Origin of the sequence: Xanthomarina sp. F2636L, assembly GCF_026410195.1 — a bacterium.
Taxonomy (GTDB): domain Bacteria; phylum Bacteroidota; class Bacteroidia; order Flavobacteriales; family Flavobacteriaceae; genus Xanthomarina.
The window spans coordinates 388,919-402,053 of the sequence record NZ_JAPMLM010000068.1 but is presented as its reverse complement, the minus strand read 5'-3'; the positions used below and the strand labels follow the sequence as shown (position 1 = coordinate 402,053).

Annotated in this window: 14 protein-coding genes; 6 read left to right on the top strand and 8 right to left on the bottom strand. The window is 33.7% G+C overall.

All coding sequences use genetic code 11. The features are described from left to right. Positions 1-80 precede the first annotated feature (80 nt). Positions 81-707, top strand: a complete 627-nt coding sequence (aat, locus tag OS191_RS09270) for a leucyl/phenylalanyl-tRNA--protein transferase (protein WP_267155785.1) — start codon at positions 81-83, stop codon at positions 705-707. 113 nt (positions 708-820) lie between these two features. Here the strand turns inward: aat and OS191_RS09265 are convergent, their stop codons facing one another. Next, positions 821-1,384 carry a DNA-3-methyladenine glycosylase I gene (locus tag OS191_RS09265; RefSeq protein WP_267155410.1) on the bottom strand — a complete coding sequence of 188 codons (564 nt, stop codon included), beginning with the start codon at positions 1,382-1,384 and terminating at the stop codon, positions 821-823. A gap of 105 nt (positions 1,385-1,489) precedes the next feature. Here OS191_RS09265 and OS191_RS09260 point away from each other — a divergent pair, with 105 nt between their 5' ends. Beyond that, entirely contained in the window at positions 1,490-2,092 is a 603-nt protein-coding gene (locus OS191_RS09260) for a thioredoxin family protein (protein WP_267155409.1), read from the top strand. On the opposite strand, the gene OS191_RS09255 is transcribed toward OS191_RS09260, so the two are convergent. From OS191_RS09255 to OS191_RS09235, 5 genes are all read right to left on the bottom strand, one after another. Beyond that, on the bottom strand, positions 2,089-2,814 hold the full coding sequence (locus OS191_RS09255; protein WP_267155408.1) for an energy transducer TonB family protein: 726 nt from the start codon (positions 2,812-2,814) through the stop codon (positions 2,089-2,091). The genes OS191_RS09260 and OS191_RS09255 overlap by 4 nt on opposite strands. Positions 2,815-2,875: 61 nt before the next feature. After that, positions 2,876-3,568, bottom strand: coding sequence for a tRNA pseudouridine(55) synthase TruB (truB, locus tag OS191_RS09250; RefSeq protein ID WP_267155407.1), 693 nt, complete (start codon positions 3,566-3,568; stop codon positions 2,876-2,878). Positions 3,569-3,572: 4 nt separating this feature from the next. Continuing rightward, positions 3,573-4,367, bottom strand: a complete 795-nt coding sequence (locus OS191_RS09245) for an undecaprenyl-diphosphate phosphatase (RefSeq protein WP_267155406.1) — start codon at positions 4,365-4,367, stop codon at positions 3,573-3,575. Between the two features lie 60 nt (positions 4,368-4,427). Further along, positions 4,428-4,697 carry a DUF3098 domain-containing protein gene (locus tag OS191_RS09240; protein ID WP_267155405.1) on the bottom strand — a complete coding sequence of 90 codons (270 nt, stop codon included), beginning with the start codon at positions 4,695-4,697 and terminating at the stop codon, positions 4,428-4,430. A gap of 130 nt (positions 4,698-4,827) precedes the next feature. Further along, positions 4,828-5,706 (bottom strand): cell division protein FtsX, encoded by an 879-nt coding sequence (locus tag OS191_RS09235; protein WP_267155404.1) that lies wholly within the window; start codon positions 5,704-5,706, stop codon positions 4,828-4,830. A 124-nt stretch (positions 5,707-5,830) separates the two neighbouring features. On the opposite strand from OS191_RS09235, the gene OS191_RS09230 reads away from it, so the two are divergent. The 4 genes from OS191_RS09230 to OS191_RS09215 all read left to right on the top strand — a co-directional run bounded on the left by OS191_RS09230 (position 5,831) and on the right by OS191_RS09215 (position 11,176). Further along, complete coding sequence (locus tag OS191_RS09230; protein WP_267155403.1) at positions 5,831-8,914, top strand: leucine--tRNA ligase; 3,084 nt, start codon at positions 5,831-5,833, stop codon at positions 8,912-8,914. 61 nt (positions 8,915-8,975) lie between these two features. Further along, entirely contained in the window at positions 8,976-9,503 is a 528-nt protein-coding gene (locus OS191_RS09225) for a hypothetical protein (protein ID WP_267155402.1), read from the top strand. A 156-nt stretch (positions 9,504-9,659) separates the two neighbouring features. Further along, entirely contained in the window at positions 9,660-10,358 is a 699-nt protein-coding gene (locus tag OS191_RS09220; protein ID WP_267155401.1) for a zinc metallopeptidase, read from the top strand. Between the two features lie 92 nt (positions 10,359-10,450). Further along, on the top strand, positions 10,451-11,176 hold the full coding sequence (locus tag OS191_RS09215) for a Bax inhibitor-1/YccA family protein (RefSeq protein WP_267155400.1): 726 nt from the start codon (positions 10,451-10,453) through the stop codon (positions 11,174-11,176). 67 nt (positions 11,177-11,243) lie between these two features. Here OS191_RS09215 and OS191_RS09210 read toward each other — a convergent pair whose 3' ends face one another. Continuing rightward, positions 11,244-11,714, bottom strand: coding sequence for an Lrp/AsnC ligand binding domain-containing protein (locus OS191_RS09210; RefSeq protein ID WP_267155399.1), 471 nt, complete (start codon positions 11,712-11,714; stop codon positions 11,244-11,246). 9 nt (positions 11,715-11,723) lie between these two features. Further along, positions 11,724-13,088: a saccharopine dehydrogenase family protein gene (locus OS191_RS09205; RefSeq protein WP_267155398.1), complete on the bottom strand. Its 1,365-nt coding sequence runs from the start codon at positions 13,086-13,088 to the stop codon at positions 11,724-11,726. Between the last annotated feature and the right edge of the window lie 47 nt (positions 13,089-13,135).

The window sequence follows — 13,135 nt, the reverse complement described above, 5'->3', positions numbered from 1 at the left end:
GTCGAAGTGCAATCTAAAATCTTATATAGCTAACCTCAATGTGTAAACGTTGAGGTTTTTTTATATATTGCCAGACTATGATTACCTACTTAACCTCAGAAATCCATTTTCCCAATGTACATCAAGCAAATCCCGATGGTCTTTTGGCTGTTGGTGGCGATCTTTCTGTTGAACGGTTAATGCTTGCATATAAAAATGGTATTTTCCCTTGGTTTGAGAAAGATCAACCCATTTTATGGTGGTCTCCAAACCCCAGATTTGTGCTTTTTCCAGAGAAATTAAAAGTGTCCAAAAGTATGAAACAGGTTTTAAAGAATAGCGATTTTCTGGTAACCGTAAATCAGGATTTTAAAACCGTAATTACCGAATGTTCAAAAGCAAAAAGAGAAGGGCAACGTGGTACTTGGATTACCAATAGCATGATAGAGGGGTATGTGAAACTACACGAACAAGGTTTGGCTAAATCTGTAGAGGTTTGGCAAGACAATAATTTAGTCGCAGGTTTTTATGGTATCGATTTAAATAATAGTGTGTTTTGTGGAGAAAGTATGTTTACAAAAGTAAGTAATGCAAGTAAAGCAGGCTTTATAAGTTTTATTCAAAACACGAATTATAAGCTTATCGATTGTCAGGTTTACACCAATCATCTTGCTAGTTTAGGAGCAGAAGAGATTTCTAGAGATTCTTTTTTAGAGTATTTAAAATGATAAATATTTTTTCTTTTATTATAATTAATATGAAATTATCATAAACTGAAATCAAAAACCTGATTAAGCACAATCTTATTATGCTGGTAAGGTTTTTTTTGGATTCTTAGATTTTAAACTTCCTCATACCTAAAACACCCAACTTCATGGTCGTTTATTAGACCTGTAGCCTGCATAAAAGCATACATAACGGTAGAACCCACAAACTTAAAACCACGTTTTTTTAAATCTTTGCTCAAAGCGTCAGAAATGGCTGTAGTTGCTGGAGCATCTTTATAATTTTGGAGGCTATTTTTTATAGGCCTATTATTAACAAATTTCCACACGTAGTTGTTAAAACTTCCAAATTCTTTTTGGATGTCCATAAATAATTTAGCATTAGTAACGGTGCCATTTACTTTCAATTTGTTTCTTACAATGCCGGCATCCAATAGAAGACTATCAATTTTATCTTGCTTGTAATTCGCTATTTTTTTATAGTCGAAATTATCAAAAGCTTTTCTAAAGTTTTCACGTTTACGTAAAATGGTAATCCAACTTAAACCAGCTTGGAAGGTTTCAAGAACTAGAAATTCAAAAAATGTCTCATCGTCTTTCACTGGAACGCCCCATTCTAGATCGTGATAAGCTTGATATAAATCATCGCCAACACACCAACCACATGTATGATTTTTCATAAGTAATATTGTAAGTTTCTAATCTAAAGATAGACATAGATATGACATAAATCATAATTCAAATAAGATTAAGAGCTTATTTTTGCAAGAATATAATTAAAAACGATGAATCAAATAATAAAAGATAGTTTGGATAAGAGTATGTCTTACCAAGCATACAGAGATTTAATGGCAAAAATGGTGGAAAACGAATCATCCACTGGAGACGATAAAAGCCAAGACATGGTAGAATACACCAAGTTGAATGAACAACGTATGAAGCGTTGGGATAAAACTTTAAAAGTCTCAGATAGCACAAAAGAAGATTTAGCGGATATAGATACCAAACAAACTTGGTTGGTACTTGCTGAAAGTTGGTGTGGTGATGCTGCTCATGTGATTCCTGTTTTTAATAAACTGGCCGAATTAAATGAAAATATCACCTTTAGAGTGGTGCTTCGTGATGATAATGACGCTTTAATGAATCAGTTTTTGACCAATGGCGGAAAATCTATACCTAAATTGATTATTATAGACGATACCACTAAAAAAGTGATTAATTCTTTTGGACCAAGACCTGCCGAAGCAACAAAATTAGTTGTAGATTATAAAGCAAAACATGGGATGATAACTCCAGAGATAAAAGAAGAATTACAACAATGGTATAACAAAGACAAGGGTCAAAGTGTGATGAGCGATTTAATGAACCTGCTTACGGTTTCAGTTTAGTTTTTACCTTCAAAATAAAAGGTAATCGTACCAATTTGTGATGGTTTTGAAGCTTCTGCATTAAATCTAGCATCTCTAGCATAGGACATAGCGTGTTCTTCTAAACAATTGTTTTTAGAGGTTGAAGAGGCGTTTACATAGGCATCTGTAACCAAGCCAGAAGCGTTTACCGTAATATTGACAACTATTTTACCACCTTCTTCGCATAGGTAGATAGGAGTTGGTAAATATTCATGTGTTCTGTTAACCAAGGAATAATGCATGCTACTTTTTTTGTTAACAGATTGGCTGTTATTGCTTGGTTTCCTTCTATTTAAGACATCGTTAACGCTGCTGTAAGAAGATAAAACATCGTCATCTATTTCTGAAGTTGCAGGTGTAGAGCTAGGTTCAAAAGTTTTACTTTCCGACATGCTTTCTGAAGGCTTAGGGACATAATCTTTTGGAGGGGCAATTGGCTGATAAGCTTGAGCAAACTTTTTATAATCTTGAGTTTCGTTATAAGCTTTATTGGTTTCAGAAACTTGTTTTTCTTTAGCCTTAGCTAGTTTTTCGGCTTCAAGTTCTTCTGGTGTTTTTGGCTCTTCGGGTTCTAATAAGTAGTAACTTTCTGCTATTAATTCGTTTTGTTTTGTAATATGAAAACTAAATAACAACAATACAATGGTTCCAGAAACCAAGAAGGTAATTAAAAGTGCTTTATGTTTATTTGATAAATTCAAAAAAGTTAATTGTTGGGTGTTAAAGCTTTTTTAGCTTCATACTAATATACGAAAAATAGGGTTATTTGGTTGTTAAGCTTTCTATAAAGGCTACTGGAGAGCATGCGTTATCAACATGAAAATTGCCAATTTTTGTACGTCTTAAAGCCGATAAATGTGAGCCGGAGTTTAGAGCTTTTCCAAAATCGTTAGCTAAAGAGCGAATATACGTGCCTTTGCTGCAAACCACTCTAAAATGAACATCGTTGTTATTAATAGCTGTGATTTCAAATTCTGAAATCGTAACTTTTCTTGATTTTATTTCAACATCTTCACCAGCTCTAGCGAATTCATATAAACGTTTACCATCTTTTTTAATGGCTGAAAAAACAGGAGGAAATTGGTTAATTTCACCAATAAATTGTTTAGTGACTTCGTGGATGGCTTTTTCTGTAATGTGTTCAGTAGGAAAAGTTTCATTTACTTCAGTTTCTAAATCGAAAGAAGGTGTGGTGCCGCCTAAAACAAGAGTTCCAGTGTACTCTTTTATTTGTCCTTGAAACGTATCTATTTGCTTGGTCATTTTTCCAGTACAAATAATCAATAAACCGGTAGCAAGTGGATCAAGAGTTCCAGCATGTCCTACTTTTATTTTTTTAATATTAAAGGATTGACGAATTTCCCAACGAAGCTTATTGACAGCCTGGAATGACGTCCAATGTAGAGGCTTGTCTATTAATAAAACCTGTCCGGAAAGATAGTCTTCACCCTTCATATTATTAGTTTAAAGAAGCATAAATAATAGCAATCATACCAACAATAACGCAATAAATCGCAAAATAAGTCAGCTTGCTTTTCTTTACTAATGCAATCATCCATGTGCAAGCGATTAATCCTGATAGAAAGGCAGCAATAAACCCAGCACTTAGCGAAACAAAACTATCACTATTATACGTTAACTCACCTGTTATAAGGTCTTTGGCGATTTTTCCAAAAATTAAAGGAACCACCATTAAAAAGGAAAACCGAGCCGCTTTTGTTTTATCAGTTCCTAATAAAACGGAAGCAGAAATGGTAGCTCCAGATCTTGAAATTCCAGGTAACATGGCAATGGCTTGAGCAATTCCTATAATAGCTGCATTTTTAAAAGTAACATTTTTATCAGTGTCTTTTGCCTTATCTGCCAGGAAAAGTAAAAAAGCAGTAATTAAAAGCATAAAACCGACTAATTGGATGCTACCACCAAAAAGCTCGGCTAATTGCGATTCGTAATTATAACCAACAATCACAGCAGGTATCATGGAGATAATTATTTTACTCGCAAGTTTTGTGTCTTCATTCCATTGAAAAGAAAATACTCCTTTTAAAATAGAAAAAATATCTTTTCTAAAAACAACCATGGTACTTAATGCTGTAGCAAAATGAAGCACAACAGTAAACATTAAGCTTTCTTGAGGAATGGATTGGTCGCCTAAAATGGCTTTTCCAAGTTCTAGATGTCCACTAGAAGAGACGGGAAGAAATTCAGTTAGACCTTGAATAACTCCTAAAATAATTGAATCGATAATATCCATGAGGTAAAAATATCAAAATTGGCTAACCAATAGGGAATGGTAAGCTTTATTTAAAAGAATTTATTCGTCAGATTTTGACTTTTTATTAGGGTTTAATAAAATGGCATAAACCTGAATTCCAAAGCCAATGAGAACTAAAGTTGGAGCCAATCTAATACGTCTAAAATTAAAGATGTCTGGACTAAAAACATTAGGATCGTCGCTTCCACCACCAGACATTAAGATAAATCCAATAGCAATACATGCCAAACCAATTAGCATGAATTTATAGTTTTTTTTTCCGAAGATAAAGGTGCTTTCTGTTTGCTCCTTAGGTTTTTGTTCTCCCATGATATTTATATTTAATCCACTAAAACTTAGAAAGCGCAAAGTAACAGTTTTATTTAAACTATAACGTTAACAGATTCTAAAAAAGGTTGCTACCTATTTTCTAAGTTTTAAAATCTTAATATTTTTTGAATTAATAGTAAAGCTGATCTGTCTTTAAATTTAAGAAACGTTGTGTTGCAATAAACGTACTTATCCAAGTAATAACTATACCTAATAAAAAGATGCCAGCAAACAAGGCTCCAATAAGAATAGGGTTCTGTAATAGGTTTAATTCAGGGAAGGTTTCATTTAAATAATAAAGAACAACAGCGACACCTAGTAAGGCAACTATAGCTCCAATAATTCCTAAACGCACACTTTTCCATACAAAAGGTCTTCTAATAAATTGCTTTGTGGCACCAACCATCTGCATGGTTTTAATGGTGAAACGTTTGGAATAAACTGACAATCTGATAGAACTATTAATTAATAAAACGGCAATTAAAGTAAAAACACCACTCAATACCAAAACCCAAAAACTTATTTTTTTTACGTTATTGTTCATTAAAGTCACTAAGTCATTATCATAACGTACCTCATCTACAAAGTTTTTGGAAAGCGCTTCGTCTTTAATAGTCTCTAGGTGTTCAGAGGTTACGAAATCTGCCTTTAAATGCACATCTATAGAATTCTGTAACGGATTATATCCAAGAAACTCCATAAAATCTTCGCCATTTTCGGCTTTCATAGATTCTGCAGCTTGTTCTTTGGAAACAAATTCAGTCGATTTTACATATTCCGAAAGCGCTAGGCCTTTTTCAAGCTGTTTAACTTCCACATCTTTAGCAACCTCTTTTAAATAGATTGTTACCACCACTTGTTCTTTAAAGTGATCTGAAACTTTTTTGGCATTTAGTATCAATAGACCAAGTAGGCCTAATAAAAATAAGACCAGAGCAATGCTTAGTACCACTGAAAAATAGGAAGAAATTAATCTTCGTTTTTGATAATTTTCAAAAGAAGAACTCATAGATGTTTTGTTAACGATGTAAAAATATAAAAGAAATCTATTCTCTTGTGGTTTAAAACGTTTAAACTTTCAATATTCTTATAATAAGTTTAAATTTGCGCTTTTACAAGCGAAAAATAAGACAATGCAATACCATTTTAACGACATCGAGGCCAAATGGCAAAAATATTGGGCAGAAAACAAAACGTTTCAAGCCGATAATAGTAGCGATAAACCTAAATACTACGTACTAGATATGTTTCCTTATCCAAGTGGGGCAGGACTTCATGTTGGACATCCACTAGGTTATATTGCTTCCGATATTTATGCGCGTTATAAACGTCATAAAGGATTTAATGTATTGCATCCACAAGGCTACGATAGTTTTGGATTGCCAGCAGAACAGTATGCTATTCAGACGGGGCAACATCCAGCCGTAACGACTGAAGAAAACATTAAAACATACAGACGCCAATTAGATCAAATTGGGTTTTCTTTCGATTGGAGCCGAGAAGTTCGAACCTCAGATCCAAATTATTATAAATGGACCCAATGGATTTTTATTCAATTATTTGAGTCTTGGTATTGCAAGCACACAAACAAAGCTTTTCCTATAGTTGAGTTAGTCAAAATTTTTGCATTGGAAGGAAATGCTGCTGTGGAAGCTGTTTGTGATGATAATGTAGATGTGTTTACGGCAGCACAATGGAACAGCTTTTCTTCTATAAAACAACAAGAAATACTATTACAGTACAGATTAACTTATTTAGCTGAAACGGAAGTAAACTGGTGTCCTGCGCTTGGAACCGTTTTAGCAAATGATGAAATAGTAAACGGCGTTTCGGAACGTGGTGGACATCCAGTTCTAAGAAAAAAAATGACCCAATGGTCCATGAGAATTTCGGCTTATGCTGAAAGATTATTGCAAGGATTAGATACTATAGATTGGACAGATTCCTTAAAAGAAAGTCAAAAAAATTGGATTGGAAAATCGGTTGGAGCCTCTGTATCTTTTAATGTGAATAATCACGATAAGGAGATTGAAGTATTCACTACTAGGCCTGATACTATTTTTGGAGTTAGTTTTATGACTTTGGCTCCAGAACACGAACTCGTATCTGTAATAACAACCCCAGAACAAAAATCTGAAGTTGAAGCCTATATTCAAGCCACTGCAAAACGTAGCGAACGCGATAGAATGGCAGATGTAAAAACCATTTCTGGTGTGTTTACTGGTGCTTATGCTGAACATCCGTTTAGCAAAGAACCTATTCCAATTTGGATTGGCGATTACGTTTTAGCAGGTTATGGAACAGGAGCAGTTATGTCGGTTCCTTGTGGTGATCAACGTGATTACGATTTTGCTAAGCATTTTAATATTCCTATTCCTAATATTTTTGAAGGCGTAGATATTTCTGAAGAAGCTTATGCTGATAAAGAAAATACAGTAATTGCAAATAGCGATTTCTTAAACGGAATGAATTACAAAAAAGCTACCAAACGAGCTATTTTTGAATTAGAACAATTAGGTCAAGGCGAAGGTAAAACCAATTACAGATTGCGTGATGCTGTCTTTTCTAGACAACGTTATTGGGGAGAACCATTTCCTGTATATTATGTAAATGGTATGCCACAAATGATAGATAAAGCACATTTGCCGATTCGTTTACCAGATGTAGAAAAATATTTGCCAACCGAAACGGGCGAGCCACCTTTAGGTCGTGCAGATGTTTGGGCTTGGTGTACAGAGACCAATGCAATTGTTGACAATAATAAGATAAACAACAAAACAGTGTTTCCTTTGGAGCTAAATACCATGCCTGGATGGGCAGGAAGTTCTTGGTACTTCTTTAGATATATGGATGCCAACAACGACCAAGAGTTTGCAAGTGAAGAAGCGCTTAAATACTGGGAAAATGTCGATTTATACATTGGAGGAAGCGAACATGCCACAGGACATTTATTATACTCACGTTTTTGGGTAAAGTTTATGAAAGACAGAGGTTTTGTTAGTGTAGAAGAGCCATTTAAAAAGCTGATTAACCAAGGGATGATATTGGGGACGAGTGCTTTTGTTTATCGCCTGAGCTATATGTTTGCTAATCCTAGAGAAGAAGAAAAAATAGGTAGTCGATTATTAAAGAAACTAAATAATATTTATATATCTCATGCTGAATTTATCAGTAAAGGGGATTTAGAATCTAATAAAAAATATTTAATTGAACTGAAGGGTAAACTAGCAGAAGTAGCAGGCTTAGAAAATGCAGAAGCATTAGAGAACTTAATAGTTGTGCCCTTACCAATTCATGTAAAAGTAGAATATGTTAACGCTTCAGATGAATTGGACATAGAAGGTCTAAGAAATGACGGAGAATTTGGAGAAGATTTCAAAGACGCTATTTTTATTGGAGAAAAAGGAGCTGTTATTAATGGTGGTAATGATGTTTATAAAGTAGGTCGCGAAGTAGAGAAAATGTCCAAATCGAAGTACAATGTGGTGAACCCAGATAGTATTTGTCAAGACTATGGCGCAGACAGTTTACGTCTCTACGAAATGTTTCTAGGTCCTTTAGAGCAATATAAACCATGGAATACAGCAGGAATTTCAGGGGTTCATGGCTTTTTGAAGAAATTATGGAAATTATACCATCAAGGAGATGATATTAATGATCCGAGTTATTATATTTCTGATCCAAAAACAGAGGGTTATTATGCAGGAGGTAAAGTTGTTAAAAGAGGGTTTGGTGTAACGGATGCAGAACCAACAAAAGACAATCTAAAAACCCTTCATAAAACCATTAAAAAAGTAGAAGAAGATATTGAGAATTTTTCTTTTAACACCTCTGTTTCTACTTTCATGATTGCAGTAAACGAGCTAACAGCTCAAAAATGTACAAGTCGAGATATTTTAGAACCATTATTGGTTTTATTATCGCCTTACGCGCCACATATTGCAGAAGAATTATACAGCAAATTAGGACATAAGGAATCTATTTCAACGGCTAAATTCCCAAAATTTGAAGAAAAGTATTTAGTTGAAAGTTCTAAAAATTATCCAATATCATTCAACGGTAAAATGCGTTTTACTTTAGAATTACCATTAGATATGAGTAAAGAAGATATAGAAGCCACGGTTATGGCTCACGATAAAACCAAAGAACAATTACAAGGCAGAACACCTAAAAAAGTGATTATTGTTCCTGGGAAGATTGTAAATATTGTTGGATAAAATTTCTGTGAAGGCTGGAAACCTTTAGGTTCAGCGAAGCTAATCTCATAATAAAAACATCATGAAACAATTTTTTTTATTGGTCATAATTGTAACCAGTTTTTCTATTTCTGCACAAACCGATTCCTTACAATTTCCACAAGATTTTTATGGGATTTATAAGGGCGATTTAAACATTGTTAATTCTAAAGGGAAACAAACCATTCAAATGGAATTTCATTTAAATAAAACAGATTCAATTGGGAAGTACCAATATATGTTGGTTTATATTATGAAAGGTGAACGCCAAGAACGCAAGTACAATCTTATTGAAAAAGATGCCTCTAAAGGCGAATATACTGTAGACGAAAACAATGGCATTTTATTAGATGCTAAACTTATCGACAACACTATTTATAGCATGTTTGAAGTGCAAGACAACATTTTAACAACTACGGAACGTTTTTATAAAGATGCTATGGATTTTGAAATAACTGTTACAAATAAAACACACAAAGTAACTACAGGAACAGAAGGGGTAGATGCTACAGAGGTGGTTTCTTACCCTATTTTTGCAATCCAGAAAGCACATCTTATCAAACAGAAATAATTGAATTATGTGTCAGTTCGAGTGTTTGTTTTAGTAGCGATAGCGATTAAGATAAATGTATCGAGAACTCATTAAACTGACAAAATTTCTTAACGAATATTTGGCTTAGAATTTGCTATATTTCATATAACTTTACTTTTTAAAACAGAATAAAAAATGATTGGATATTATATATTAATTGGAGCTATTGGACTTGTAAGTTGGTTGGTAAGTAATAAATTAAAAAAGAAATTTGCTTTCTATTCTAAAGTGCAATTGCGCAATGGGATGACAGGAAAAGAAATTGCCGAGAAAATGCTATCAGATAATGGTATTAGAGATGTTGAGGTTATTTCAACTCCCGGACAACTTACGGATCATTACAATCCAAAAAACAAAACGGTTAATTTAAGTGAGTCGGTTTACAATCAGGCAAATGCGGCTTCTGCAGCTGTTGCTGCTCATGAGTGCGGACATGCTGTACAACATGCGCAAGCTTATAGTTGGTTGCAAATGCGTTCCACTTTAGTACCTATGGTTAGTATAACCTCAGGAATGTCTCAATGGTTAATTATTGGAGGCTTGATTTTAGGTGGTGCAGCAGGTATTGGTTTAGGTTGGTACGTGGCAGTAGCGGGTGTTCTTTTTATGGGATTAGCAACTGTTTTTAGTTTTATTACACTACCTGTAGAATACGATGCTAGTAACAGGGCATTAGCTTGGCTGAAAGCTAAAAACATGGTAACTCCTGAGGAATACAAAGGTTCTGAAGATGCACTTAAATGGGCAGCCAGAACCTACTTAGTTGCAGCTATTGGTGCTTTAGCTTCTTTATTATATTGGGCACTACAAGTTTTTGGTGGCAGTAGAGACTAACTATTAAAATATATATTTTTAAACTGAATACTTTTTTATAAAGTGTTCAGTTTGTTTTTTTATTACTTTTATCAAACTTAAAAAGACTACTTATGGAAAATCATTCTCAAAATCCTTTTGAACCTACAGAAACAAAAGTATTATTAAGCACGCTTTCTGAAACAGATAGAGTTGCTTTTTATAAAAACACCTATGCTCATGTGGCAGGAGGCGTTTTAGTATTTATTTTATTTGAATACTTATTGCTTCAAAGTGAAACTATTGTGAATTTTGCTTTGTCTATGACAGAAGGATACAGATGGCTAATTATGTTAGGAGGTTTTATGTTTATAACTAACTATGCTGAAAAAATGACTATGAAATCGCAAGATAAAAACAAACAATATTTAGCTTTTGGATTATACATTTTAGCCGAAGCTTTTATTTTTGTTCCACTTATTTATATTGCTGCTTATTATATGGATTCTGGTCCTGAAATTTTAAATCAGGCAGCCATAGTAACTTTGGCATTATTTACAGGTTTATCTGCTGTGGTTTTTGTTACCAAAAAAGACTTTTCATTTTTAAGAACAGGGTTAACTATTGGGTTTTTTATAGCTATAGGTTTAATTATTGCTGGAACCTTATTTGGGTTTAATTTGGGTCTGTGGTTTTCTGTAGGCATGTGTTTATTGGCTGGAGGTTCTATATTATATCAAACCTCAAATCTAGTAAACAAATACAGTACAGAAGATTATATTCCAGCTGCTTTAGGCTTGTTTGCATCATTAATGCTATTGTTTTGGTATGTGTTAAGTATTTTTATGTCTAGAGACTAAATACAAAATAAATAAAAGAAAAAAGCTCCTGAAATTTTCAGGAGCTTTTTTCTTTTAATCAAAATATCTAAATCTTAATCTGTCTATCTATTTGCTGATTTAACGAAATAAAAGTTTCCGTTCTTGAAACGCCTTCAATAGATTGGATATCCTTATTCAATAAGTGCATTAAATGCTCGTTGTCTTTACATAGTATTTTAATAAAAATACTCCAATTTCCTGTGGTATAATGACATTCTAGAACCTCAGGAATCTTTTTAAGTTGCTTTACTGCTTCGGGATTGCTCATAGCTTTATCTAAATAAATACCAATAAAAGCCATGGTAGTATATCCTAAAACTTTTGGGTTAATAACAAACTTAGATCCAGAAATAATTCCTGATTTTTCAAGCTTTCTCAAACGTTGATGAATAGCGGCGCCAGAAATACCCACTTGTCTGGCAATTTCTAGAATAGGGGTTCTGGCATCGTTCATTAAAGCACGAAGTATGGCTTTATCAATGCCATCTATTTCAATATTTTTATTGACAACTTTCAAATATCTAGTCTATAAATTTAAAGGGTTATAACCTAAATATGGCACTTCAGTTTCTTTAAAAGTAATGCCATAGTCTTCCAATTCTTTTAAAATAGGCTCGTAAACTTCTTTGGTAATAGGTATTTGCACACCAGGAGTTACAATTTTTTCATTTAAAATAGCCAAAGCTGCCATAGCAACAGGTAAACCAACTGTTTTAGACATGGCTGTGTAAACTTGGTCTTCGCCTAAAGTAACCATAGTAGAATCTATTTGATGTTTTTTACCATCAAGCTCATATCCAAATTTATGATACATGACAATCATATCTTTTTCATGATCTCCTAAAGTCCAGCTATCTTCTAATATTTTTTGAAGTATTTGTGCAGGAGTCCCTTTTTTTAATTCAACCATTTTTTTATTGTTGAAAAGGTCTAATTCTAAAAGTTTGTCCCAAACAATATCATCTTGGTCAATTTTTAAAGCATGTCTAAACTTAAGTTCCACAGAATCGGTTGGGCTGTAAGGAAGGAATGCATTTACAAAATCGCGATAGCTCATGTTTTCACTATCATCTATAGTATAGCTGTCGTCTGTCATTCCTAATTGAACAAACATATTCCAAGCTCTTGAAAAGCCTACACGTCGCATGGTTCCCCTGTAAAGTGTTTTTACATGTTCTAATCCATAAGCAGATTGATACTTTAGAGAATCCCTGTTAGCATAGCCTTCAAAACGGCCAAATCCTTCTACATCTAAAAATTCGGTTCTTCTAAACAACCTGTTATAAGGAATGTATTTATAAGTGCCTTCTTGTAAAAATTTAGCAGCGCCACCTTGTCCAGCAACTACCACATTTCTTGGATTCCATGTAAATTTATAGTTCCATAGGTTGTTGTCGTTTTCAGGAGCAACTAAACCGCCAGTAAAGGATTCAAACAAAATAATATTACCACCTTTAGCTCTAATTTTATCAATAACTTGCATGGCGCTCATATGATCAACTCCGGGATCCACGCCAATTTCATTCATAAAAATAAGCCCTTTTTCTGTAGCTGCTTTATCCAGTTTTTGCATGTCTTCACTTACATATGAAGCCGTAACCATGTTTTTATTGAAGCTAATACAGTCTTTAGCAACTTCTATATGAAAACGAGCAGGAAGCATAGAAATAACAATGTCTGCATTCTGAATAGCCTGTTCTCTAGATTTTTTATCGAAAACATCCAGCATAATGGCTTGCGCATTTTCATGGTCTCCAATAAGTTTTTTGGCATTTGAAAAGTTGACATCGCCAATAATAATGAGTAATTCTTCTTGTTCGGACTTGTCTAATAGGTATTTTATAAGGTATGATGCAGATTTTCCAGCACCAATAATTAAAATCTTTCGCATAATGAGATTTGTTGAGTATTTTTGCAGCCACGAATGTAATAAATACT